We start from the raw sequence: 26,311 nt of genomic DNA on the forward strand, positions 1-26,311 counted from the left end.
TGCGCGCAACGATGCGATCAATGCGGATACAGCGGGTTTCAGGGGTAAGCCTCGCATCACGGCCCCCGCTGCGCGCGCATCTGTTCGAGCGTGCTGCCGAGGGTGGGGATGTCCAGCGTCAGCGGCGCATCGCGCAGGGTCTTGAATTCGTCGCGCAGCGCGCGGCGCTGCGGCGAGGCCGGCCACAGCCGCACAAGCCAGGCATCGGCGCGTTCGATCGCGGCGCGCAGCGCGGTGGCATCGCGGCGTTCGATCGCGGTACGCGCAAGGCTCAGTTCCAGCTGCAGGGCGATATCGCCGGCGCTGCGGTCCTCGCTGGCGAGCGCGGTCGGCGCATCGGTGCGGCGGACACTCACCAGCCGTGCCAGCACCCGATCCCACCACGGTGCATTCGCCGATGGCACCGGCGCGCGCGGCAGGACGGCGGGGTCGGGCAGCTTCGCCGCCAGTGCATCCAACCGCTGCAGCGCGATGCGGCGCGGATCGGCAGCGAGCGCATCGAGTGCGGCGCGTTCCTGGGCCAGGGTCTGGCGCAGGTTGAGAAAGCCGGGGTTGTCGACGCCGTCGAGCACACCGGCGGCCAACGCATAGGCCCGGCGCGCGCCATCGAGGTCGGCGGCCAGTAGCAGGCGCTGTTGGCCGAGGGTGAGCAGCAGTTCGGCTTCGTCCAGTCGCAGCGCCTGTGCGCCCTGGCGGTTGGCATCGGCGAGTTTGGCGACATTGTCTTCCAGCAGCGCCGCGCGCTGGTTCATGCCCAGCAGTTCGTCGCGCAGGACGCGATTGGTGGCGTCGGCCTGCTGCAGGCGCTGGCTGTGGCCGCGCACATCGCCGCGCAGGCGGTCGAGGCGCGATTCCAGTGCTTCCAGCCGCTGCGCGGCTTCGATGTCGGCGGCCCGTTCGCGTTTCGCCCGTTGTTGGCCGCTGTACCAGGCACCCCCACCGCCAGCGGCCAGCGCGAGCAGCACCAACAGCCACACCCAGCCGCCACGCGCGCACCGCGTCGTGGCCACGGGCGGGGTGGATACGGAGGCAATGGAAGGTGTGGCGCTTTCGGTCATGGGGGCTGGCCGGCTGCATCGGCGGCAGCGCTGGCCGCATGTTAGCCGGATCGCGTCGTTGCGGCAGCGAGCAATTGTGCCGGGCGCGGTCCGGCGGCGATCCGTACATCGTCGCAGCCCAGCGTTCGCGCCAACGCGGCCAGACGTTCGCTGGCTGCGAGCACCCGGGCATCGCGCAGACGCACGGCGATATCCGTGGGTGCCTGCTCGAAGACCTGCTGCAGCGCTTCGCCGCTGCTCACCGGCAGCAGCAGCGGACCGTCGAACGCGCGCAGCCGCGCCAGCGATGCGGGCGAGAGCGCGATGCGCTCTCGGGCATAGACATCGGCACGCTGCACCTGCGCGCCGCGCTCGCGCAGCGTCGGTGCGATCAGATCACGGCCGCCGGGTGCGGTCAGCAGCCCGATCGTGCGCCCATGCACGACACGCAATGCCGACAGCGCGAGCAGGCCGTCGCTGTCCATGCGTTCGGGCGACAGCACATCGGCGACGCCGGCACGTCGCAGCGCGGCGGCAGTGGCGCTGCCGACCGCGCAGAAGAGCTGCCCGCGCCGTGCCCGCAATGCGGACAGGGCGACCGCCGCGCGGACCGCCGCCGGGCTGGTGGCGATCACGATGTCCGCCGCCAATGCCGCGCGCAGGGTCGCACGGGTCGCCGTGTCGGTCTGTACCGCGATCTTCCAAGGCGACAGCGCGGCCACCCGCCATCCGTGCGCGGCGGCGGCGCGGCGCATCGCCGCATGGTCGTTCGCAGGCCGAAGCGACACGACGAGCGGCGCTGCGGAGCATGCCGTGTAGTATTCGCGCGGGCTGCGGCGGGTGGTGGGGCCGGTACGGGACATCGTCGCAGCTTGGCCATTCGCCCCGACGCCCGCAAGCCGGTCGGTTCGCAGGATCACCACACGACTCGCCGATGACCCGATCCACGCCCGCCATACCGAACACCGGAATCGATCTGTCGCCCCTGCGCATGCTCGAAGCCGAACTGCTGGCGATGCCGCCGGTGGCGGCGCTGGGCCTGCGCATCGTCGAGGCCACCGGTGATCGCCTGCGCCTGCACGCACCGCTGGGACCCAACATCAACGACAAGGGTTGCGCCTTCGGCGGCAGTCTCGGTTCGCTGATGACGCTCGCCGGCTGGGGCTTGATCGTGCTGCGGCTGGCCGAGGCCGGGCTGGATGCCGATGTTTTCGTCGCCGACAGCGACATCCGCTACCGCGCGCCGCTCTACGCCGACATCGAAACCACTGCGGAACTGGCCGAAGGCGAGTCCTGGGCGGATTTCCTGTCCACGCTCCGCAGCCGCGGCCGTGCCCGGCTCTCGGTGCGGGCGGTGGTCGGCTTACCTGAAGGCGGGGTGGCCACCGAGAGCCTGTCGCGGTACGCGGCCAAGCTGAGGGGGTAGCATGGCCGCTGTCCCGCACCACAGCCCCCCGGACTCTCGATGCCGACCCCGATGCCGACGATGACGTCACCGTCCCTGCGCTACATGGCCCAATTGCTGATGGCGCTGCTGCTGGTTTCGATGACCGGCGCGGCGTTCGCGGACAAGAAACGCAGCGAACTCGACAGGAGCCAGTACTCGTTCTCGGCGGCGATCCGCTGGGCCGACTTCGAGGGCGCCTGGACGATGGTCGACCCCGAGGTGCGCAAGGCGAGGCCCATGAGCGACGTCGACTTCTCGCGTTTCGAGCAGGTCCAGGTCACCAGTTACCGGGATCTGGCCGTCATGCCCGGCCCCGATGGCACCGAACTGCGCGAGATCCAGATCGAACTGGTCAACCGCAATACGCTCAGCCAGCGTCGCGTACGTTTCACCGAAGTCTGGCGCTACGACGCCGAAGCCAAGACCTGGTGGATCGCGGGATTGCCGGATTTCTGGCAAGGCAAGTAAACGCCGTCGCCGGTCCGGTTTTGCCAGCGGGGCCCATGCAGGCGACAATTCCGGCCCCATCGCGCTCATCTCGCGCCGCTCCCGGATCCGTATCCCGTGAACCTTGAAGAATTGTTGGCCTTTGCCGGCCGTAACCTCGTCTACGCCATCGCCATCGTCGTCCTGACGGTCGCCATCATCGCCAACGAGTTGTCGCGGTTCTTCCGCGGTTACAAAGCGCTGCGACCCGCCGAAGTGACGCATCTGATCAATCAGGAAAATGCGCTGGTGGTCGATCTGCGCGCCAGCGCCGACTACCAGAAGGGCCATATCGCCGGCGCCAAGAACGTGCTCATGAGCCAGTTCGATCCGGAGAGCAAGCAGCTCGCCCCCGCCAAGGCCCTGCCGATCATCCTGGTCTGCCAGAACGGCGTCACTGTCGAAGCGGCGGCCAAGCGGCTGAAGAAAGCCGGCTTCGAGCGCATCCACATCCTGGAAGGTGGCATCACCGCGTGGCAGCAGGCAGAGCTGCCGCTGGTCAAGGGCAAGGGCTGAGCCTCGCCGATCCGACTACGGGCGTTGCAAATACCGGCACCGGCCCCCACGACTGCAAGCGACGGGGGAGTGTCGTCTGCCATGACGGCGATGCCCGGCCCGGCGTCCATGCGATAATCGCCCTCTTTTCCGCTTTCCTTTCAGGAGCTCTGCCATGTCCGAACCCGTCGCCAACGGTGCCGCTGCCGAAGCCAACGGCCCGACCTTCTCGGTCGAGAAGATCTACGTCAAGGATGTCTCGTTCGAGGCTCCCGGCGCGCCGCAGGTGTTCAGCGAGCAGGGCCAGCCCGCGCTTGAAATGAACCTCAACCAGCGCGTGCAGCGCGTGGCCGACAACCTGTTCGAAGTCGAACTGGGCGTCACCCTGACCTGCAAGCTCGAAGACAAGACCGTGTATCTGGCCGAAGTGCGCCAGGCCGGCCTGTTCGGCCTGGGCGGTTTCGACGAGCAGACCCTCGACGCGATGCTCGGCGTGCACTGCCCGAACATCCTGTACCCCTACGCCCGCCAGACGATCAGCGACCTGATCACGGCCGGCGGCTTCCCGCCGTTCCTGCTGCAGCCGATCAATTTCGAAGGCCTGTACGCCGAAGGCCTGCGTCAGCGCGCCCAGCAGGGGACCGGCCTGGCCGGTGCCGAGACCGCCGGCAACGCCTGATCCGGCCATGTCGTCCGATCGCACGGACACCAACGCCTCCCGGCCCGCCGTCGCCGTTCTCGGCGCCGGCTCCTGGGGCACGGCACTGGCGGCGCTGATCGCCCGTCATGGCCATCCCACAGTGCTGTGGGGGCGCGACATCGACACGCTCGCAGCCATCGATGGCCGCCACGAGAATCCCCGGTATCTGCCGGGGATTCCGCTTCCCGAGACCCTTCGCGCTACGCCCGATCTCGCCGCAGCGCTCGTCGGCTGCGATCTGGTGCTGGTGGTCGTGCCTTCGCATGCCTTCGCCGACACCCTGCACGCGCTTGCGCCATACCGGCCGGCACATGCCGGTGTGGCCTGGGCGACCAAGGGCTTCGAGCCCGGCTCCGGCCGTTTCCTGCATGAAGTCGCGGGCGGGATACTTCCCGCCGACGTGCCGCTGGCGGTAGTCACCGGCCCCTCGTTCGCCAAGGAAGTCGCCGCCGGCCTGCCGACGGCGCTGACGGTCCATTCCGACACTCCCGAATTCGCCCAGCAGGTCGCCGATGTCCTGCACGGGCCGTCGTTTCGCGCCTATACCGGCGACGACATGCTCGGCGCCGAACTGGGCGGCGCGATGAAGAACGTGCTGGCGGTCGCCACCGGCGTCGCCGATGGCATGAATCTCGGCCTCAACGCCCGTGCCGGGCTGATCACCCGTGGCCTCAATGAAATGCTGCGGCTCAACGCCGCCATCGGCGGCAAGGCGGAAACGCTGATGGGCCTCGCCGGCCTCGGTGATCTCGTGTTGACCTGTACCGGCGATCTTTCGCGCAATCGCCGGCTGGGTCTCGCCCTCGGGCGCGGCCAGTCCATCGAAGAGGCGGTGCGTGAAATCGGCCAGGTGGTCGAATCGTTGCAGACGGCCGAGGAAGTCATGCGTCAGGCCGGCCGCCACGGCGTCGAGCTGCCGATCTCGAGCAATGTCCGCGACGTGCTCCACGGCAGCATCACGCCGGCCGAAGGGCTCAAGCGGCTGATGGCGCGCGAACAGAAGCCGGAGTACCCGCAGGGCCTGTTCGGAGATTGAACGCAGCGTCCGCCCGGTGCTTGCCGCAAAGAAAAAGCCCGGCAGCAATGCCGGGCTTTTTCATCGGAACGATCGCTGACCGGAGGATCGTGGATCAGAAGCTCGCGCGAACACCCAGCATGTACTGCGATGTGAGGTCGCCGGCTTCGACTTCGCCGACCACGCCCCAGGTCTCGTTGATGATGAACTGCGCACCGAGCGTGCCGCTGAATTCGCCATCGTAGTCGCTGCCGTCGACATAGTTCGCCTTCACCCAGCCCTCGAAACTGTTGCCCAGCGCGCCGCGCAGGCCCACCGACACACGCGCTGCATCGAGGCTGTTGTCGTTGCTGCCGGCGCCATCGAGCTTGGCGTGCTGGAAACCGACATCGGCGGTCAGGTCGGCATTGTCGAATACGGTGTAACGGTAACCGAAGCCTGCCTGCAACTGGCGGGCATAGATGCTCGTGTCCAGATCGCTGTTGTTCGACCAGGCGTAGCCGCCGTAGATATAGAAATTGTCGGACAGTTCTTTCGATGCGCGGATGCCGACGCCATTGAAATCCAGGCTGTCGCTGCCCGGCGTGCCGAAATCGACGCTGAGGCGCTGAAAGCCGCCTTCGACGTAGGTGAAACTGCCCAGACTGTCGCGGGCCGATGCCGCGAACGGCGCACAGGCCAGCAGAATTGCGGCCGCAAGTTGCTTCTTCATGAATCTCCCCAGTGCTTCTGGAAACGGTGAATGGTGTCCTGTCCGCGCCGGGCGCGGCCCCGGGAGTGTACCCAAGCTTGCCCCGATTTGCTGCTTTTTTCGCCGCCCCGGCACAGGAAAGCCCGGCTTTCGCCGGGCTTTCAGGTCGCGTCACGGGAAGGTGGGGCGCGAAGCGGCGGACTTGTGGGCGTACGCCGGCCCTGCACGGGTGAAGCAATGCGTGAACGGGATCACCAGGTGAAGCGCGGGCCGACGGTCCACTGGGTGTCGCCATCGGCGAACTTGACGTCGCCGTTCAGACCCCAGTTCTGATTGAATTTCACCTGCGCGCCGAGGCGGCCGTAGTAGTCGCCGTCCAATTGTTCGAAGTCCTCGTAGCCGGCCATCGCATAGCCTTCGACCTTGGTGCCCAGCGCGCCGCGCACGCCGACTTCGGCACTGTAGCCATCGAAATCGAAGCCGCTGCCGGCGTCGTATTTCTCATAGGCGATGCGGGTGACCAGATCGGCCTTCGGCGAGATTTCGTAGTTGTAGCCGACGCCCAGCTTCCACTGGTCGACATCGATGTTGGTGTTGTCGATTTCCTGCTGGTTGTAGCCGCCGAAGAGGTGGAAGTTCGGGTGGACGGCCACCGAGCCATCGATACCGAAACCGTCGGCATCGGCATTGCCGTTGCCATTGGTGGCGACATAGCCGCCCTGGACATGGTTGTACGACACGCCTTCGGCCGCGGTGGCGGCGAACGGGAGGGCGGCGAGCAGGCTCAGGGCAAGGAGGGAACGCTTCATGGAGGATGACCTCTTGGTTGTTATTGGGCCGAAGCGGGCAGGGGAGAGAGGAGAGTTCCCGCGTCGGTGAGGCGCATTCTCAGGATTGGCGCATAACAAAACCTTAATACTGAACCGGGCGGTACGGGAACTTTCGTGGACGGTTCAGGTGGGCGGCATTTTCGCGACAGCCTTCATCGCGTCCCACCCATCGAAACGCTGGCGCCCCACGCCGACGAATGTCGAATCGCTCCGGGCGCATCATCCGGTCGAATCGCCGATCCGATTGCCACATCGTCGCGTGCTCGCGCGGTGGTCGGAGGAGCGCAAAGCGATGTCGTGACGACGCGGTGTGTCTTGCGTGCTCACACTCTTTCAGTGGCCGCATCCGTCGGGAAGTCGATGGCTACCGGTGCGGGGCGCGATGCGCGTTTGATCGGTGCGCGCGATCGATGGAACTTCGAAAGCGATTGCTTCGCGGACAAGGATCGATGGGCGAATACCGGTGGCGTCATGGCAGCCGCGGATATCTTGACGGCCGAAGTCCGATCGTGTTGACCGTCTTCGATGCCTGTGACACGATCGACGGTCACGGAAATACAGCAGCCATGGCATTCGGCGAACGATGGGAGCGTATCGCTAATGAAAAGCGAAGGACTGCGATGAGGATATTCGCGTTATCGGATATCCATGTCGACTACGATGCGAACGCGGAATGGGTCGGCAATCTTTCGAAATACGATTATCGCGACGATCTGCTGATCCTCGCCGGGGATGTCACCCACAAATTGACGCTGTTGGCATGGTGCGTGGGCGAGTTGAGCGCACGCTTCAAACATGTCCTGTTCGTGCCCGGCAATCACGATCTCTGGGTTCTGGGCAAGGAAAAAGACAAGACATCGCTGCAGAAATTCGCGGATGTGAAAGCCACGGTCGAGGCCAGTGGCGCCTCGATGCGATCTTTCCGCAAAGACGGGGTGCTCATCGCTCCGCTGTTGGGCTGGTACGACTACTCTTTCGGCCAACCGAGCGAAGAGCTGATGCAGATGTGGGCGGACTATCGCGCTTGTCGATGGCCGGCCGGTGTGGGCCCCGCCGAGGTGGCGGCGTATTTCGCGGAAATGAATGCGTACCTCGACACCAGCGACGCAACCCGGGTCATCACCTTCTCGCATTTCCTGCCCCGCATCGATCTGGTGCCTTTCTATGTTCCGCGGAAACATCGGGTTCTCGATCCGGTGCTGGGCGGCACCAGGATCGAAGTGGAACTCCGCAGGCTCGGTTCCAGTCTCCATGTCTATGGACACAGCCATATCAACCGTTCGGTCCATATCGATGGCGTCAGATACGTGAACAATGCATTCGGCTACCCGCACGAAAGCATGATCGCTTCGAAACAATTGTTTTGCATCGACGAAATCTGACTGCTAACCGTTCGCGAAAATGCATCCGGCATCGACGCCTGGCCGCCGCGCAGGTGGCCTGCGGTATGGTTTTCGACAAGGGATCGACGGTTCTGCCGACGATTCCTTCGGCCGGTTGAAAAGCGCGGGCACGTATCGGCGCACACCCGCTCGACGAAACGTCATGGAACCCCGGTAACCTGTCGATCAAGCCGATCCGGTCCCGGATCACATCCACGATCGCATCCACGGGCGCATCCATGATCGTGTCGGGCCCGCCAAGCGCCTCTTTCCGGGGCATCGCTGCGGGCGTCCGGCCGGCCAGAAGTTCCTGGAGGTCTTGGGCTACAATATCCGCATGCAACTCGCTGACAGGGACAGGTTCGCTGCGTGTCGTCTCGGGAAGGGGCAGAGCCGGAGCACACTGCACGATTTCCGATGACTCCACAGCTACCAGGATGCCGGATGCGGCTTGCCCGGGCATCGCCTGCACCGGTTTTCCACAGCGGTACGTGGCCAAGTGGGGCGTTGAATTCCGTGATACAGCGTGGAAGACAATGGAAATGGATCGTCGAGCCCGGTTCCGACCGTTCCGTCGATGCAATCGGGGCACAGCGCATCATCGGGTCGTTCCGAAGGCGGCTCGCGCCAGTGACATGAAATCAAGCAGGGGAAGCGAGCGGGCATGATCGGGAATCGAAGCGACGAATGTCTTCGCGGGCACCGCCTGCAGCGATGCATCGAGGCCGGACCGACACCACGACCCGCCCGAACAGACGCATTCGCAGTCGTGAAAAGAGCATCGACAAACGCCAAGACCGCGTCCAGGCGTCCGCCGGGACGCGACGCGACGAATATCCGCAAACCGTTGGAGAAGACCCAGTGAACAAAGAAGAGATTTTCGAAATCATCGTGCGTCATGCCCGTGAGGTGTTGCCGGAACTGGAGACGCACGATTTCCAGGCGACCGATTCCCTGAAAGCGCTCGGCGCGAACTCGATCGACCGTGCGGACATCATCATGATGACGCTCGAGAGCCTTGTGCTGAACATCCCGCTGATGGAGATGGCCAAGGCCGAAAATATCGGCGAGTTGGCCGGCATCATCCATGCCAAGGCCTGATCTCCACGGGCCCGGGCACGACGACCTGATCGTCAGTGGAATCGGCGTCACCGCGTCGATCGGGCAGGGCAAGGACGCCTTCATCGCAGCGCTGCTGGAAGGTCGGCATCGTTTCGGTGTTCTGGGTCGTCCGGGCCGCCAGCTTCCGGTGCAGGAGGATGCGCCGGCCCTCGCCGACAACGCGCCCGCCGCCTTCGTCGGCGCCGAGATCGGCGATCTGGCGATGCCGGCATCGGTCTCGAAGAGCCTGCTGCGCACCGCTTCGTTTTCAGGACACGTCGCGTTGGCGACGCTGCACGAAGCCTGGCACGACGCAGCGTTGGACGGGGTCGATCCGCAGCGGATCGGCCTGGTGATCGGCGGCTCGAACTTCCAACAGCGCGAGCTGGTGCAAACCCACAATACCTACCGCAATCGCGAGACTTTCCTGCGACCGACGTACGGCATGGGCTTCATGGACAGCGATCTGTGCGGGTTGTGTACCGAGATATTCGGCATCCGAGGATTCGCGTACACGATCGGCGGCGCGTCCGCGAGCGGCCAGGTCGCGGTGATCGAGGCGATCGAAGCGGTCCGGTCCGGTCGCGTCGATGTGTGCATCGCGATGGGCGCGCTGATGGACATCTCCTACTGGGAATGCCAGGGTTTCCGTTCGCTCGGCGCGATGGGCTCGGATCGCTACGCGCAGGACCCCGCATCCGCATGCCGTCCATTCGATCGCGATCGGGATGGATTCATCTACGGCGAATCCTGCGGCGTGGTCGTGGTCGAACGCGCCCGATCCGCGGCACGGCCCGGCGCGCAGCCCTATGCGCAGCTCGCCGGTTGGGCGATGGCGATGGACGGAAACCGCAATCCGAATCCGTCGCTCGACGGTGAAGTGCATGCGATCCGGGGCGCGTTGGCGCGCGCGGGGTTGGCCGCAGCGGACATCGATTACGTCAATCCGCACGGCACCGGCTCGACGATCGGCGACATCACCGAACTCGCGGCGCTCCACGAATGCGGGTTGACGCACGTGCGTTTGAATGCGACCAAATCGGTGATCGGCCACGGCCTGAGCGCGGCGGGCGCGGTCGAACTGATCGCCGTATTGCTGCAGATGCGCGAAGGATCGCTGCATCCCAGTCGCAACCTCGACAATCCGATCGAACCGGATCTCGATTGGGTGCGCGGCACGTCCGCGCCGCATGCGATCGGAAATGCGTTGAACCTCAGCATGGGGTTCGGCGGGGTCAACACCGCGGTCTGTGTGCGCAGGTACTGAACGGTCGCCGGAACATTTCGATTCAATGGAGATAAACCATGGAGAAGCACCGATGAAAACCTACATGTTTCCTGGGCAGGGCTCGCAGGCCAAGGGCATGGGCGGCGAGTTGTTCGATCACTACAAGGATCTGACCGCGAAGGCCGATGCCATCCTCGGATATTCGATCAAGGAACTCTGCCTGGAGGATCCCCGCGACGAGCTCGGCAACACCCGGTTCACCCAGCCGGCGCTGTATACGGTGAACGCGCTGTCCTATCTCAAGAAGATCGAGGAGACCGGTCAGTCGCCGGACTTTCTCGCCGGCCACAGCCTCGGCGAATTCGATGCGCTGATGGCGGCAGGCTGTTTCGATTTCGAAACCGGTCTGAAACTGGTTCAAAAACGCGGCGAGCTGATGGGTCAGGTTTCCGGCGGCGGCATGGCTGCGGTGCTGAACGCCTCGAAGCAGGAAATCGAGGAGATCCTCGGCAAGAACGGCCTCGATGAGGTATCCCTGGCGAACTACAACTCGCCGTCGCAGATCGTCATCTCCGGCTCGGCGCAGCAGATCGCCACCGCGCAGCCGCTGTTCAAGCAGGGCAAGATCCGCTTCTATCCGCTCAATACCAGCGGCGCGTTCCATTCCAGGTTCATGCAAGGCGCGATGGAGCAGTTCCGCGAGTTCCTGAAGGACGTGACGTTCGCGGAACAGAAGATTCCGGTGATTTCCAACGTCACCGCAAGGCCGTACGACAACGATGCGATTCTCGACACCCTGTCGCGCCAGATCGCCAACACCGTGCAATGGTCCGAGAGCGTGCAATACCTGCTTGCGCTGGCCCGCAGTCGTGGCGAAGCGATGACGTTCGAGGAATTCGGTCCCGGCGATGTGCTGATTCGACTCGTCGACACGATCCGCAAGCAGACTCCGGACGCGCTGCTGGATGGTTTCTTCCCATCGACGGCTCCGGCGAAAGTCGAAACGGAAGCGGCGGGCAACCCTTCAGGCGCCACCGCGAAGGTCGTCGCATGGAACCGGAAACACCCGATCGGTACCCGGGTGAAATCCACGGTCCTGGACGATGCCGATCTCGAAACCCGATCCCAAGCGGTCGTGCTGTTCGGGCACCGCGCCGCGGTCTACATGAAGGGCTTCAACGGCTACTTCGATCTGGATGAACTGGCGGCGGGCTGAGCCCGCCTCGGATTCGGGCAATCCTGTCGTTCGGGGCGCTGCGGCAATGCGGCGCCCCGCTGCGGACGACCTCAATCGTTTGCCGGAAAACGCCGCCGGCACCAGTCCGTCACCGCCGAGATCAGCGCAGCCTGTTGCGCGGTTTCGGTGAACGTGTGGTTGGCGTCCGGGTAGTACAGGCTGTCGAGTTTCCCGCGCAACTCGGGAAACCATTCGTACAGTTGATCCGCATGGTTGTAACGCACGCCCTGCGCCGACGAATAAATCGACAGGATGCGCACATCGCGGGCGACGAGGCCGGTCAACTGGCGGCCGTATTCCTCCTGGGGAGGCGGCTGACGTCCGCCGGACGATGCGTCCAAGGCGTCCGCAGATGGCGACAGCCGTACGCGCACCCGTTTCAACAGCTTGGCCGGGAGTGCCAGCCAGGCCGCAGGATGGCGAAGACGCGATCGCAACGCGCGCAAACGCGCCCGGGTGGAGACATAGCAGGGAGGGTCGATCAGGACGAGGCCAACGATGCGCGGGTCCGCTTCGGCCGCCGCCAAGGCATTGTCCGCGCCCGAGCAGATGCCGAACACGATCGCCGATGCAGCCGGGTCGCCTGCGCCAAGATGATCGATGGCGGTGCGGATATCGGCAACGGAGCTTGCCCTGAAGCCGAGCCGCTCCGGAAGCGCGCCGCTGTCGCCGATCCCGGACAGATCCATGCGCAGCGCGGGATGGCCGGCCTGGGCGAGGCGTCGCGCCAGTCGCACATGCAGCCGGTGCGGCCCGATGCGGTGGATCACGCCGGCATTCACCAGCAGCACTGCGGGCACGCCGCGTGGCATTGCCGGTGCACTGGCAATCGCGACAAGTGTACGATGCTCCCCCAGCCGCACCACGCGCTCGGGGATGCTTGAATCGCCGCAGTTTGATGAAAGGGACATGCGTTGCCGGGTCCGACCGGATAATACGTTAACGGGTAAGTACACGGTGGGGGGCACCGCTTGTCAATCCGATTTTTCCAGGCACACGACCGCGATCTGCTCGCAGCCGTGCACATCTCGCCGCGACTGCATGCGCGCAGCGCGGCGGTATTGCTGTGCAATCCGTTCGGCGAGGAAGCCGCCCGCGCGCATCGCGCGTATCGGATCATGGCGCGCAGGCTGGAGGATGCCGGCTACGCCGCGATGCGTTTCGATTACGCGGGCACCGGCGATTCTAGCGGCGATATCGCCGACTACGGCGTCGATGCGTGGATCGAGGATATCGAGGCCGCCGCCGATGTGCTGCGTCGGGAATCGGGCGTGTCGCGCATCGTGCTGGTCGGCCTGCGCTTCGGTGCCACGCTTGTGGCGCTCTGCGCGCAGCGCGGACGGCTGCGTGCGGCGCACGTGGTGCTGTGGGATCCGGTGGTCGACGGTGCGCAATACCTGCGCGAGCTGCGCCGTGCGCATCGCGCCTACATGGATGCGGAATTCGGAAGAGCCACCGCCGCGCATCCTGATCCTGCCGAAGGTTCGGAATCCATGCTCGAGGAAGCGCTCGGCACGCCGATCAGCGCGCGTCTGCACGGCGAGCTCACCGCCATCGATCTGGCCGGCGTTGCGCCCGCCACGACCTTGACCACCGTGCTGTGCACCCAGCGCACGGCGGACATGGATCGTCTCCGCGAACGTTGGGTCGAGGGGCCGCGAATGCACTGGCTCGATGTCGACGCCAGCAGCGCGTGGAATTCCGATGCCGCGCTCAACAACGCCACGGTCCCCATGAACGAAATCCTCGCCATCATTTCCAGAATCGAAGCCTGCCACCCGTGACGACGCCCCAGACCAACGCCGAAGACAAGCAAGGCTCCGCTCCGAACACCGGCAGTCGCCGTATGGATGGCGATCGACCCGACGCCACCGTGCACGCGCGGTTCCGCGAATGCGCCAGACGCCACCCGGAGCGCATCGCACTGCGCTGGCCTGAAGGCGAAATGCGTTACGCCGAACTCGATCGCCGCTCGGACGCGCTCGCGTTGCGGCTGCGCGAACTCGGTGCCGGCACCGACCAGCCCATTGCGTTGTGCCTGCCGCGTTCGCCGCAGGCGGTGGTCGCGGTACTGGCGATCCTCAAGGCCGGTGGCGCGTATCTGCCGCTCGATCCCGACTATCCCGCCGCGCGCCTGCGTCACCTCGTCGAGGATGCCGCCGCGACGATCCTGGTCACCGATGCCGCGCATGCGGATGTGTTGACAGGGATCGCGGCGGAGACGTTGACGCTCGATGTGATCGACACGGATGAGCAGCATCGGCAACCCGTCTCCGACGCACGCCTGCAGGACACCGCATCGGCCAGCAGTCTCGCGTACGTGATGTACACCTCCGGCTCGACCGGCATGCCCAAGGGCGTGCAGATCGAGCATCGTTCGATCCTGCGTCTGGTCGCCGATGTCGATTACGTCCGTCTCGACGGCGACACCTGTTTCCTGCATGCGGCGCCACTGGGTTTCGATGCGTCGACGCTGGAACTGTGGGGCCCGCTGCTCAACGGCGGTCGCTGCGCGATCCTCACCGCGCCGGTTCCGGATGCGCGCGCCCTGGCCGAGGCCATCGACGGAATGGGCGTCACCACCGCGTGGCTGACCGCCGCGCTGTTCAATGCGGTCATCGACGAATCGCCGCAGTCGCTGCGCGGTCTGCGCCAGTTGTTCACCGGCGGCGAAGCGCTGTCGCCCGGCCACGTGCGCCGCGCGCTGCAGGCCTTGCCGGATATCGGTCTGCACAACGGCTACGGCCCGACCGAATGCACCACCTTCGCCACCACCTACGCGATTCCGCGCGATCTGGCCGACGACATCGCCAGCATTCCGATCGGCCGGCCGATCGCCCACACCCATGTGCATGTGCTCGACGCGCAGCAGCGGCCGGTCGCCGCAGGCGACACCGGCGAGCTGTACATCGGCGGTCGCGGCGTGGCGCGCGGCTATCTCGGTCGTCCCGATCTCGATGCCGAACGTTTCCTCGCCGATCCCTTCGTCGCAGGCGAACGCCTGTACCGCACCGGCGATCTGGTGCGTTGGCGCGATGCCGGTGCGGACGCGGTGCTCGAATTCGTCGGCCGCGTCGACGACCAGCTGAAGATCCGCGGTTTCCGCATCGAGCCCGGCGAGATCGAGAGCGTGCTGTCGCGCGTTCCCGGCGTGCGCGCCTGCGCGGTGGTCGCCAAGCCCGGCCCGGGCGGCGGCAAACGCCTGATCGCCTATGTCGTCGCCGATGCCTGGGACGTCGCGCAGGCCCGTGCAGCGCTCGCACGCGAATTGCCGGATTACATGGTGCCATCGGCGTTCATGCGTCTGCCCGCGCTGCCGATCACCGCCAACGGCAAGCTCGACCGCGCCGCATTGCCCGTGCCGAGCCGCGAACGTCCCGAACTGCAGCATCCGTATCGCGCGCCGCGCGGCGAACGCGAGCGTGCGATCTGCGCCGCGTTCGCGGATGTGCTAGAACTCGACCGCGTCGGCATGCAGGATGCGTTTTTCGAACTCGGTGGCGATTCGCTGTCCGCGCTGCGCGTGCTGCAGACGCTACGCACGCGCGGCATCGGCGACCTGCGTCCAGCGCAGTTGTTCGAAGCGCCGACGCCGGCCGGCGTCGCGCGGCTGATCGATGGCGATGCCTCGCCGTCGACGATGCCGTCGTCCGCAGCGAAGAAGCCGAGCGCTGACGAGCCTGTGGCCATAGTCGGCATGGCCGGCCGTTTCCCGGGCGCCGAGGATATCGAAGCGTTCTGGCGCAATCTCTGCGCGGGCGATGAATCGATCCGGGTGTTCGCGCCCGACGAGCTGGATCCTTCGATTCCGCGTGCCCTGATCGACGATCCCGCCTACGTACGCGCACGCGGCGTGATCGACGGCGTGGACCGTTTCGACGCCGCGTTCTTCGGCATCGCGCCGCTCGAAGCGCAATTGATGGACCCGCAGCACCGGCATTTCCTCGAAACCGCGTGGCATGCGCTGGAACACGCCGGCTATGTGCCCGAACGCGTGCCGGGGCGGGCCGGCGTGTTCGGCGGCATGTACAACGCCTCGTATTTCCTGCATCACGTGCAGGCGCGGCCGGATCTGGTCGCGCGCCTCGGCGAGATGCAGACGATGCTCGCCAACGAGAAGGATTATCTGACCAGTCGCGTCGCCTACAAGCTGGGACTGGATGGTCCGGCGGTGAGCGTGCACACCGCGTGTTCGACATCGCTGGTCGCCACGATCATGGCGATGGACAGCCTGCGCAGCGGCGACTGCGATCTGGCGCTCGCGGGCGGCGTCGCCATCACCTGTCCGCCGAACAGCGGTTATCTGTACCAGGAAGGCGCGATGGCATCGCGCGACGGCCACACCCGCAGTTTCGATGCCGATGCCGCAGGCACGGTGTTTTCCGATGGCGTCGCGATCCTCGCGTTGCGCCGGTTGTCGGATGCACTGGCCGATGGCGATACCGTGTACGCGGTGCTGCTCGGCGGCGCGGTCAACAATGACGGCGCCGATCGCGCCAGTTTCACCGCGCCGAATCCGGCCGGGCAGGCGGCGGTCATCGCGATGGCGCACGACAGCGCCGGCGTCGATGCGCGCAGTATTTCCTATATCGAAGCGCACGGCACCGCCACGCCGATCGGCGACCCGATCGAAGTCGCCGGCCTGACCCGCGCTTTCCGTCGGCACACCGACGATCGTGGTTTCTGCGGCATCGGTTCGCTGAAGAGCAATGTGGGTCATCTGGTGACCGCCGCAGGCGCCGCCGGTCTGATCAAGACCGCGCTGGCCCTGCATCGCGAAACGCTGCCGCCGACGATCGGCTACGCGCGCCCCAATCCGCAGATCGATTTCGAGGCCTCGCCGTTCGTACCGCAGGCCGCACTGCAGGCATGGCCGCGCGGCGCGCAGCCGCGCCGCGCGGGCGTCAGCGCGTTCGGGTTCGGCGGCACCAATGCGCATGTAGTGCTGCAGGAAGCGCCGCTCGCGAACGCATCCGTGCCTTCGCTGCGTCCGCAGCAGCTGTTGACGCTCTCGGCGCGCACGCCGGAAGCGTTGGCCGCGCTGTCGCAGCGCATGGCGGCATATCTCGATGATGCGGATAGCGCCGCAGCGCTGTCCTTCGTCGATATCGCGCACACCGCACGCATTGGCCGGCGCGCATTCGCGTATCGCCGCAGTGTGGTCGCTGCGGATCGCGCCGAAGCTGCGCGATTGTTGCGTGCGACCAGCGTTACCGCCACCGCAGCGGTCACCGATGCACCCGAAGTCGCCTTCCTGTGCCCGGGGCAGGGCGCGCAATACCCGGCGATGGGTCGCGGCCTGTACGCCGCCGAGCCGGTGTTTCGCGATGCCTACGACGCCTGCTGCGCAGTGCTCGCGCCGCAGATGAAGATCGGTGCGAATACAGCGGACGATGTGCGCGATCTGTTCTTCACCGATGCGCCGGACGTGCTGGTCGCGACGCATCTGACCCAACCGGCGGTGTTCGCGCTGGAATACGCATTGGCGCGGCTGTGGATGTCGTGGGGAGTCGAACCGGGTGCGCTGATCGGCCACAGCGTCGGCGAGTTCGTCTGCGCGACCCTGGCGGGCGTGATGTCGCTGGCCGATGCGCTGGCGCTGGTCGCGCTGCGCGGGCGGCTGATGCAGGCGCAGCCGGCGGGCAGCATGCTGTCGGTGCGTTTGTCCGCTGATGCGATGTCGCACTATCTCGGCGACATCATCGAACTTGCGGCGGAAAATTCGCCTACGCTGTGCGTGGTCGCCGGCCCGACGCCGGATATCGAGCGTCTCGAAGCGCACCTCGCCGCCGATGGCGTCGCCGCCAAGCGGCTGATGACTTCGCACGCGTTCCACTCGGCGATGATGCAGCCGGTGGTCGCGCCGATGCTGGCGCAGCTGCAGACGATGACATTGCACGCGCCGCGGATTCCGATCGTGTCCACGGTGACCGGCGACTGGCTGAGCGATGCCGACGCCCGCGATCCGCAGTACTGGGCGGAGCATCTACGTCGCCCGGTGCGCTTCGCGCCTGCCGCGTCGCGCCTGCTCGAAGATCCGAACCGCCTGCTGATCGAAGTCGGCCCGCGCGGAACGCTCGCGACGCTGGCGAAACAGTGCGCGCCGAAAGGCCGCAGCGGTCAGGTGGCCATCGCCAGCCTCGGCGACAGCGCCGCGCTGGAAACATCGCTGCTCGCGCAGGCGCTGGGTCAGGCGTGGACGCTCGGCGTCGCGCCCGACTGGAAAGCCTATGTCGCGCGCGAATCGCGTCGTCGCGTGGCGCTGCCGGGCTATCCGTTCGCGCGCGATCGGCATTGGGTCGATGCGGTGGCGAAAACCGCGACTGTTATCGAAGCAGCGCCGGTCGCGTTGCACGCTGTCGAACCTGCGAGTGTTGCTGCGCCCGCAGCTAGCCCGGCTGAAGATCTCGTCGAAGCGAGCGACACGTTGCCGCGTCTGATCGCACTGATCGAAGACGTGTCCGGTTTCGAGATCGGCACCGCCGAAACCGATACGCCGTGGCTCGAACTCGGTCTGGATTCGCTCGCGTTGACGCAGTTGGCGCTGCAGCTGCAGCGCGCGTTCCAGGTGAAAGTCACGTTCCGACAGATCATGGAACAGTACGGCACGGCGGCGCAGCTGGCGACGCATCTGGACGCGAGCCGCGCACCGGAAAGTTCGACGCCAGCATCCGCCGCAAGCACCGCCCTGCAGGTCGCTGCACCGCCGACCGGCGGCGACGACAGCAGCGAAGGCCTGATGTCGTACGACGTCAAGAAAGCCTTCGGTGCGATCGCGCGCATCCATACCCGCGCCGACGCGATGACGCCGCGACAGCGCACGCGTCTGGATGCGCTGATCGCGCGTTACGTCGCCCGCACCGGAAAATCCAAGATCTACACCACGCAGCACCGCCAGCGCATGGCCGATCCGCGCGTGGTCAACGGCTTCCGGCCGCTGACCAAGGAGCTGACGTATCAGCTGGTGATCGAACGTTCGCGCAATTCGCGGATGTGGGATCTCGACGGCAACGAGTACGTGGATGTGCTCAACGGCTTCGGCATGAATCTGTTCGGCTGGCAGCCGGACTTCCTGCGCGACACGTTGCACGAGCGCATCGATCTGGGCTACGAGATCGGCCCGCAGCATGTGCTGGCGGGCGAAACCGCCGAACTGTTCGCGGACCTGACCGGCAGCGACCGCGTCGCGTTCTGCAACACCGGTTCGGAAGCAGTGATGGGCACGATGCGCATCGCGCGCACCGTGACCGGCCGCAGCACCATCGCCATCTTCACCGGCGCCTATCACGGCATTTTCGACGAAGTGATCGTGCGCGGTACAAAAAAGCTGCGCAGCGTGCCGGCCGCGCCGGGCATCATGCCGTCGACCGCGCAGAACGTGCTGGTACTGGATTACGGCACCGAGGAATCGCTGCAGATCCTGCGCGAACGCGCGCATGAGCTGGCCGCGATCCTGGTCGAGCCGGTGCAGAGCCGTCGGCCGGATTTCCAGCCGGTCGAATTCCTGCGCGAGCTGCGCACGCTCACCGAGGAAACCGGTTCGCTGCTGATCTTCGACGAAGTGGTCACCGGCTTCCGCGCGCATCCGCGCGGCGTGCAGGGCCTGTTCGATATCCAGGCCGATCTCGCCGCCTACGGCAAGGTCGTCGGCGGCGGTTTCTCGATCGGCGTGATCGCCGGCAAGCGCGCCTACATGGATGCGCTCGACGGCGGCCACTGGGACTACGGCGACGATTCGGTTCCAACCGTCGGCGTGACTTATTTCGCCGGTACCTTCGTGCGCCATCCGCTGGCGCTGGCTGCGGCCAAGGCCACCTTGCAGCATCTGCAGGATGCCGGCCCGGACCTGCAGCTGCGGCTCACCGCGCGCACCGCCGGCATGGTCGCGCGGGTCAACGCGGCGATGGAGGAACTGGGCGCGCCGTTCAAGCTGGTCACGTTCGCGTCGTGGTGGCGGAACGTGTTCACCGAGGATCTGCCCTACGCCGATCTGATCTACGTGATGCTGCGCGATCGCGGCATCCACATCCTCGACAATTTCCCGTGCTTCCTGACCACCTCGCACACCGACGAGGACATCGATCTGATCGTCGCCGCGTACCGCGATGCGGCGGCGGAAATGATCGCCAGCGAATTCTTCCCGGTGCGTCGCAGGGAACAGGCGCTCGCCGAAGACGGCACCCGTGTGGTGCCGACCACCGAACCGCAGCGCGAAATCTGGCTCGCCGATCAGCTCGGCACCGAGGCTTCGCTGGCGTACAACGAATCGGTCTCGCTGCATCTGCGCGGCGTGCTCGACGTCGAACGTCTGCGCGCGGCGGTGCAGGCCTTGCCGCAACGTCACGATGCGCTGCGCGCCACGTTCTCCGACGACGGTCTGTGGCTGCGGATCCCCGCGCAGGCGGCAGCATTCGAGATCGCGCTGCGCGATGTGTCCGCATCGCAGAAACCGCAGGCGGAACTCGCCGCGATCTGCGAACGTCACGTCTCCGAACCGTTCGATGTGAGTCGTGGCCCGCTGCTGCGTGCCGAGATCGTGCGGCTTGCGCCCGAGCATCACGTGCTGGTGCTCACCGGCCATCACATCGTGCTCGACGGCTGGTCGTTCTGGGTGCTGGTGAAGGATCTGGCCGCGCAGTATCGGCCGGACGCCCTTCAAGCCGCAGCGCCTTCGTTCGCCGATTACGCGGTCGAACAGTCAGCATCGGATGCCGATCCGGCCGACGAACTCGCCTGGTGGATCGCGCAGTTCGCCGACGGCGGACCGGTGCTGGATCTGCCCTGCGATCGGCCGCGTCCACCGATCCGCACCCAGCGTGCGGGGCGCGAAGATCATGTGCTGCCGGCGGAAATGCTCGCCGGGGTGCGCCAGCTCGGCACGCGTCGCGGCGCGAGCCTGTTCGCGACCCTGATCGCCGGCTTCTCGGCGCTGCTGCATCGGCTTACCGGGCAGGACGATGTCGTCATCGGCGTGCCCGCCGCAGGGCAGTCTGCATCGGGGCAGGAGGGTCTGGTCGGACACTGCGTGCACATGCTGCCGCTGCGCATCCAGCCGCACGGCGAACTGCCGTTCGAGCGCTTGATCGATCAGAGTCGCGGCATCCTGCTCGATGCCTACGATCATCAGCGCATCACCTTCGGCCGACTGCTGCGCGCGCTGCCGATTCCGCGCGAACGCAGCCGTCTGCCGTTGATGAGCGTGATCTTCAACATCGATCAGGCGCTGACCGGCGAACACGATGCGATGCCGGGATTGCAGCTGGATCTGGACAGCAACGCGCGCCGCTTCGAAACCTTCGAGCTGTTCGTGAATGCGGTCGATCTCGGCGCCGCCGGCATGCGTCTGGAATGCCAGTACAACGCCGACCTGTTCGATGCGCAGACGGTCGCACGCTGGCTCTCGGGATTCGAGCTGCTGCTGCGCGCTGCGGTCGCCGATGTCGGCAGCCCCCTCGATGCGCTGTCCGTGCTCACGCCCGAAGACCAACGGTCGATCGATGCCTGGAACGCGACCGACGCCGACTATCCGCGCGAGACCCGGATCGAAGCGCTGATTCTCGATCAAGCGTGCCGCACGCCGGATGCCATCGCCGTGACAGCGGGGTCGAAGCATCTGACCTATGCGCAGCTCGCCGATCGCAGTGCGGCGATCGCGATCGCTTTGCAGGCGGCCGGCGTCCAGCGCGGCGACCGGGTTGGTCTGCTATTGGAACGCGATCTGGAATTGTTGCCCGCACTGCTCGGCGTGCTGCGCGCGGGGGCCTGCTATGTGCCGCTGGATCCGGCGCTGCCGGAAGAACGGCTGGGCTTCATGGTCGAGGACGCGCAGCTGCGCATCCTGCTGGGCGATGCGGCATCGATGGCGCGGTTCGACAGCGTCTTGGCATCGATCGCGCAACTGCATCTGCACGGCATTCACGATCGCAGCGACACCGCGTTGCGCGATGCCGGCGCTGACGCCGAGGACGATGCGTACATCATCTACACCTCGGGCTCGACCGGTCGTCCCAAAGGCGTGCGTGTCCGCCATCGCAATGTCGCCAATCTGCTCGCGAGCATGCGGCGCACGCCGGGCATGCAGGCGCAGGACGTTGTCCTCGCGGTCACCACGCTGGCGTTCGATATTGCGGTGTGCGAACTGATCCTGCCGCTGTCGGTCGGTGCGACCGTGGTGCTCGCCGACCGCCGCGACGCGGCGGATGCCGACCGTCTGCGCGCGCTGCTCGACACGCATCGTGTCAACATCATGCAGGCCACGCCCGCGACCTGGCGCCTGCTGCTCGAATCGGGCTGGCGCGGCCATCCGGGACTCAAGGCCCTGAGCGGCGGCGAACCGCTCGCGGCGGATCTCGCCGCCGCGCTGCTGCCCTGCGTCGCCGAGCTGTGGAATGTCTACGGACCGACCGAAACCACGGTCTGGTCGAGCCATCATCGCGTCGTCGACGCGGACGCACCGATTCCGATCGGCGTGCCGTTGGCGAATACGCGGCTGCTGGTGCTCGATGCGCATCGTCAGCCGGTGCCGGTCGGCGTCGTCGGCGAACTGTATATCGGCGGCGACGGCGTGGCCTGCGATTATCTCAATCGTCCGGAGCTGACCGCCGAACGTTTCGTCCCCGATGCGGACGGCCAGCCGCTGTACCGCACCGGCGATCTCGCGCGCTGGCGTCGCGATGGCGTGGTCGAGTGCCTGGGCCGCACCGACTTCCAGGTGAAGCTGCGCGGTTACCGCATCGAACTGGGCGAAATCGAACAGGTGTTGATGACGCATCCGGATATCGCGCAGGCGGTAGTGGTCACCCACGAACCGCGTCCGGGCGATCTGCGTCTGATCGCCTATGTCGTCGCGAACCCGGACTCGGCGTTCGACGGCAGTCGCGCCAGCGAGGACGGTCTGCGCGCGCATGCCGAAAAACTCTTGCCCGAATACATGCTGCCGCAGCGCTGCATCGCGCTGCCGGTGTTGCCGTTGACCGTCAGCGGCAAGATCGACCGCAAGGCGCTGCCGGCGCCTATCGACGCATCGCCGTCGATCGACAGCGGTGAACCCGAACATTTCTCCGACGTCTGGCAGGCGCAGGTCGCGCAGCAGTATCGCGACGCGCTGGCGCTGCCCCGGATCGGCCCGCACGACGATTTCTTCGCGCTCGGCGGGCATTCGCTGCTCGCGGCGCAACTGGCGGCGAAGCTCGGTCGCGAGCTGGACCGTCACGTGCCGATGCGCGTGGTGTTCGATCATCCGACCGTCGCCGGTCTTGCGGCATGGCTGGCCGCGCAGGAAGCGACGACGCTGCCGACCGTTGCGGTGCTTGCGAAAGACGAACGCGCGCCGCTGTCGCTGATGCAGCAGCGGATCTGGTATCTGGAACAGCTGCATCCGGGCCGCACCGTCTACAACGTGCCGTCGGCGCACCGTCTGCGCGGCGCGCTGGATCGCGATGCGCTGTCACGCGCTTTCGCCGGAATGGTGCGGCGTCAGGCCGCGCTGCGTACGACGATCGGCATGCACGAGGGCGAACCCTTCCAGCAGCTGCACGAGACGGTCGATACCGCGCTGCGCTTCGAGGATCTGACCGGCATTGCCGTCGACGCGCGCGAAGCGGAGCTGGCGCTGCGGATGGAGGACGAGATCGCGGTGCCGTTCGATCTCGCGCGCGGGCCGCTGTTCTGCGCCTGCGTCTACAAACTCGGCGACGACGAGCATGTGATGTTCTTCATGGCCCATCACGCGATCTGGGACGGCTGGTCCTTCGATCTGTTCTATACCGAAATGGCCGCGCTCTACGACGCCAACCGCCAGGGCCGCGAACCGTCGCTGGCGCTGCCGCCGGTGAGCTATGCCGATTTCTCGGCATGGCATCGCGAATGGATGGCCGGGCCGGAGTTGACGCGACAGCTCGATCACTGGCGCGGCAAGCTGCAGGGCATGCCCGAAGCGCTGGCGCTGCCGACCGACAAGCCGCGACCGGCGACCCAGAGCGGCGACGGCGACACCGCGTGGCTGCGCGTACCGACCGGCACCGCCGATGCGCTGCGCGCACTGGCGCAGCGCGAAGGCTCGACGCTGTTCACGGTGCTGCTGTCGGCGTGGACGCTGCTGCTGCACCAGCTCAGCGGACAGCGCGACCTGATCATCGGCACGCCCGTGCGCGGACGCAATCTGCCCGAACTCGAACCGGTGATGGGCTTCTTCGTCAATGCGCTGCCGCTGCGATTGCGGGTCGATCCCGCGCAGGGCTTCCGCAGTCTGCTGCAACTGGTGCGCGTGGAGATGATCGATGCGCTGGGCTGCCAGGACGTGCCGTTCGAGCATCTCGTGCGCGTGCTCGGCACGCACCGCGATACCAGCCGCTTCCCGATCTACCAGGCGTTCTTCTCGTACCAGGATGCGCGTCAGCGGCCGTGCCGCTGGAGCGATCTTGCGCACGCCAACGTGCCGGTGTTCCAGCCGGCGGCGGCGCAGGATGTCGCGCTGTGGTTCCTCGACGGCGCCGACGGTCTGGTCGGCGGCCTGAACTACAACACCGACATCCTGATCGCCGACACCGCGACGCTGCTGGTGGATCGTTATCTCGCGCTGCTCGACGGGCTCGTCGATGCACTCGCGAATGCGTCGCAGGACGTGCCGCTGCGCGCGCTGCTGTCGATGACGCCTGCGGAATCGGCGCGCCTCGCATCGTGGAACGCGACGGCCACGCCGATGCCCGACGACCGCGATCTGTCGCATTATCTCGACGACGCCATCGCCCGCCACGGCGATCACGCGCAGGTGCTGTCGACCGACGGTGCGATCACCCACGCCGCGCTGTCGGCGCAGGCCGATCGCGTCGCCACCGCGCTGCGCGTGCGCGGCATCGGCAACGGCGCGGTCGTCGGTCTGCATCTGCAGCGCTCGCCGGCGATGCTCGCGGCGATGCTCGGCGTGCTGCGCACCGGTGCCGCGTACCTGCCGCTCGATCCCGGATTCCCGGCCGAACGGTTGAAGTTCATGGTCGCGGATGCCGACGCGGCGCTGGTGATCGACGACAGCGACAACGATCTCGGACTCGACGCCGCGCATCGGCTGACGCTCGACGATGCGCTCGCGACAGAAGACATCGCAGGACTGCGGTCCGATCATCGCAATGCCGATGCGCTCGCGTATCTGATCTACACCTCGGGTTCGACCGGAAAACCCAAAGGCGTGCGCGTGCCGCAGCGCGCGGTGATCAACTTCCTGGAGTCGATGCGGATCGCGCCGGGGCTCGACGCATCATCGCGCCTGGCTGCCGTCACCACGCTGTCGTTCGATATCGCCGTGCTCGAACTGCTGCTGCCGCTGGCGGTCGGCGCGGATCTGGTGCTGGTCGCGCGCGACGAGGCCAGCGACGGCGTCGCACTGCGCGCGCTGTTGGAACGCCACAACGTCGACACCCTGCAGGCGACGCCGAGCACATGGCGACTGCTGCTGGAATCCGGCTGGCGCGGCGGGCCGCAGTGGAAAGCGCTGTGCGGCGGCGAAGCCTTGCCGGCCGATCTGGCCGAAGCGCTGCTGCCGCGCGTCGGTGCGCTGTGGAACATGTACGGCCCGACCGAAACCACGGTCTGGTCCACGTGCGCGCAGGTCCGGCCGGGGCAGGGCGAGATCGTCGTCGGCCGGCCGATCGCGAATACGCAGGTGCATGTGCTCGACGACGACGGCGCGACCGTGCCGATCGGCGTGAGCGGAGAACTGGTGATCGCCGGTGCCGGGGTGACGCTGGGTTACCACGGGCGCGATGAACTCACTGCAGAGAAATTCATCGCCGACGCATTCGCCGATGCCGCGACGCCTGGCGCGCGCATGTATCGCACCGGCGATCTCGGACGCTGGCGCAGCGATGGCCAGCTGCAGCATCTCGGCCGCCTCGACCAGCAGATCAAACTGCGCGGCTACCGCATCGAAACCGGGGAAATCGAAAGCATCCTCGCGCGCCATCCGGATGTCGCGCAGGTGGTCGTGGTCGCGGCGGTGCGCAGCAGCGAGGATGCGATCCTCGCGGCGTACATCGTGCCGCGCGCGGGTGCGGGCGTCGACGGCAATACGCTGCGCGCGCATCTGCGCGGAGAGCTGCCGGACTACATGCTGCCCACGGCGTGGATCGAGATCGCACAGGTGCCGACCACGCCCAACGGCAAGGTCGACCGCAATGCGCTGCCGCCGATCGCATCCACGACATCCGCCGCCAGGCCGCGTCTGTCGCAGGCGCCATCGACGCAGAGCGAACGCTGGCTCGCGGAGATCTGGCGCGAACTGCTCGGCGTGGACGCCATCGGCGCGCAGGACAACTTCCTCGATCTGGGCGGTCATTCGCTGTTGATCATGCGCGCGGTCGCGATGCTGCAGACGCGCCACGGCGTGAGTCTCAGCCCGCGTGCGTTCGTGTTCCAGACCTTGGCGCAGACTGCGATGGAATGCGATGCGCAGATGGGCACGGGCGCGACGGGCGATGCTGCGCGAGCGCCGGCGAACGAGGAGGCGCCGTCCGGCGGATTCTTCGGGCGCCTGCTGTCGCGGTTCGGAAAACGCCGGGCGTGATGCGCGCCCGACGCTCGAGCGCAGCATGCCCGGCTCTCGCAGATCATGCGGCGCTTACCGCGTAGGCCGGGCCGTCGACCACGGCCCACTACTTTTTCGAGTGCT

The 26,311-nt window shown here is 66.5% G+C and carries 16 protein-coding genes; 11 read left to right on the plus strand and 5 right to left on the minus strand.

Going from position 1 to position 26,311, the window contains the following annotated elements; all coding sequences use genetic code 11:
- Positions 1 to 56: 56 nt before the first annotated feature.
- Both HOP03_09035 and HOP03_09040 read right to left on the minus strand, forming a co-directional pair.
- On the minus strand, positions 57 to 1,058 hold the full coding sequence (locus HOP03_09035; GenBank protein ID NOT88316.1) for a hypothetical protein: 1,002 nt from the start codon (positions 1,056 to 1,058) through the stop codon (positions 57 to 59).
- A gap of 41 nt (positions 1,059 to 1,099) precedes the next feature.
- On the minus strand, positions 1,100 to 1,900 hold the full coding sequence (locus HOP03_09040) for a uroporphyrinogen-III synthase (protein NOT88317.1): 801 nt from the start codon (positions 1,898 to 1,900) through the stop codon (positions 1,100 to 1,102).
- A gap of 71 nt (positions 1,901 to 1,971) precedes the next feature.
- Between HOP03_09040 and HOP03_09045 the strand changes: the two genes are divergently transcribed.
- The 5 genes from HOP03_09045 to HOP03_09065 all read left to right on the plus strand — a co-directional run bounded on the left by HOP03_09045 (position 1,972) and on the right by HOP03_09065 (position 5,201).
- Positions 1,972 to 2,463 (plus strand): thioesterase, encoded by a 492-nt coding sequence (locus HOP03_09045; protein ID NOT88318.1) that lies wholly within the window; start codon positions 1,972 to 1,974, stop codon positions 2,461 to 2,463.
- A gap of 60 nt (positions 2,464 to 2,523) precedes the next feature.
- Positions 2,524 to 2,952: a hypothetical protein gene (locus HOP03_09050; GenBank protein ID NOT88319.1), complete on the plus strand. Its 429-nt coding sequence runs from the start codon at positions 2,524 to 2,526 to the stop codon at positions 2,950 to 2,952.
- Between the two features lie 96 nt (positions 2,953 to 3,048).
- Positions 3,049 to 3,486, plus strand: coding sequence for a rhodanese-like domain-containing protein (locus HOP03_09055; protein NOT88320.1), 438 nt, complete (start codon positions 3,049 to 3,051; stop codon positions 3,484 to 3,486).
- Between the two features lie 154 nt (positions 3,487 to 3,640).
- Positions 3,641 to 4,144 (plus strand): protein-export chaperone SecB, encoded by a 504-nt coding sequence (gene secB / locus HOP03_09060; GenBank protein ID NOT88321.1) that lies wholly within the window; start codon positions 3,641 to 3,643, stop codon positions 4,142 to 4,144.
- A 7-nt stretch (positions 4,145 to 4,151) separates the two neighbouring features.
- Positions 4,152 to 5,201, plus strand: a complete 1,050-nt coding sequence (locus tag HOP03_09065; protein NOT88322.1) for an NAD(P)-dependent glycerol-3-phosphate dehydrogenase — start codon at positions 4,152 to 4,154, stop codon at positions 5,199 to 5,201.
- A 94-nt stretch (positions 5,202 to 5,295) separates the two neighbouring features.
- On the opposite strand, the gene HOP03_09070 is transcribed toward HOP03_09065, so the two are convergent.
- Both HOP03_09070 and HOP03_09075 read right to left on the minus strand, forming a co-directional pair.
- Positions 5,296 to 5,892: an outer membrane beta-barrel protein gene (locus tag HOP03_09070; protein NOT88323.1), complete on the minus strand. Its 597-nt coding sequence runs from the start codon at positions 5,890 to 5,892 to the stop codon at positions 5,296 to 5,298.
- Between the two features lie 230 nt (positions 5,893 to 6,122).
- Positions 6,123 to 6,680 carry an Ax21 family protein gene (locus HOP03_09075; protein ID NOT88324.1) on the minus strand — a complete coding sequence of 186 codons (558 nt, stop codon included), beginning with the start codon at positions 6,678 to 6,680 and terminating at the stop codon, positions 6,123 to 6,125.
- Between the two features lie 641 nt (positions 6,681 to 7,321).
- Between HOP03_09075 and HOP03_09080 the strand changes: the two genes are divergently transcribed.
- The 4 genes from HOP03_09080 to fabD all read left to right on the plus strand — a co-directional run bounded on the left by HOP03_09080 (position 7,322) and on the right by fabD (position 11,628).
- The gene (locus HOP03_09080) at positions 7,322 to 8,083 is read left to right on the plus strand and encodes a metallophosphoesterase (GenBank protein NOT88325.1); all 762 of its coding nucleotides are present in this window, start codon (positions 7,322 to 7,324) and stop codon (positions 8,081 to 8,083) included.
- Between the two features lie 861 nt (positions 8,084 to 8,944).
- Complete coding sequence (locus HOP03_09085; protein NOT88326.1) at positions 8,945 to 9,184, plus strand: acyl carrier protein; 240 nt, start codon at positions 8,945 to 8,947, stop codon at positions 9,182 to 9,184.
- Positions 9,171 to 10,451 (plus strand): polyketide beta-ketoacyl:ACP synthase, encoded by a 1,281-nt coding sequence (locus HOP03_09090; GenBank protein ID NOT88327.1) that lies wholly within the window; start codon positions 9,171 to 9,173, stop codon positions 10,449 to 10,451. Before HOP03_09085 ends, HOP03_09090 begins: the two co-directional genes overlap by 14 nt.
- A 52-nt stretch (positions 10,452 to 10,503) precedes the next feature.
- On the plus strand, positions 10,504 to 11,628 hold the full coding sequence (gene fabD / locus HOP03_09095; GenBank protein ID NOT88328.1) for an ACP S-malonyltransferase: 1,125 nt from the start codon (positions 10,504 to 10,506) through the stop codon (positions 11,626 to 11,628).
- Positions 11,629 to 11,699: 71 nt separating this feature from the next.
- Here fabD and HOP03_09100 read toward each other — a convergent pair whose 3' ends face one another.
- Positions 11,700 to 12,449 (minus strand): hypothetical protein, encoded by a 750-nt coding sequence (locus tag HOP03_09100; GenBank protein ID NOT88329.1) that lies wholly within the window; start codon positions 12,447 to 12,449, stop codon positions 11,700 to 11,702.
- Between the two features lie 171 nt (positions 12,450 to 12,620).
- Here HOP03_09100 and HOP03_09105 point away from each other — a divergent pair, with 171 nt between their 5' ends.
- Positions 12,621 to 13,433, plus strand: a complete 813-nt coding sequence (locus HOP03_09105) for a hypothetical protein (GenBank protein NOT88330.1) — start codon at positions 12,621 to 12,623, stop codon at positions 13,431 to 13,433.
- Positions 13,430 to 26,206, plus strand: coding sequence for an amino acid adenylation domain-containing protein (locus HOP03_09110; protein NOT88331.1), 12,777 nt, complete (start codon positions 13,430 to 13,432; stop codon positions 26,204 to 26,206). The genes HOP03_09105 and HOP03_09110 overlap by 4 nt, the downstream gene beginning before the upstream one ends.
- The last annotated feature ends 105 nt before the right edge of the window (positions 26,207 to 26,311 follow it).

This window comes from Lysobacter sp., assembly GCA_013141175.1.
Taxonomy (GTDB): domain Bacteria; phylum Pseudomonadota; class Gammaproteobacteria; order Xanthomonadales; family Xanthomonadaceae; genus Lysobacter_I.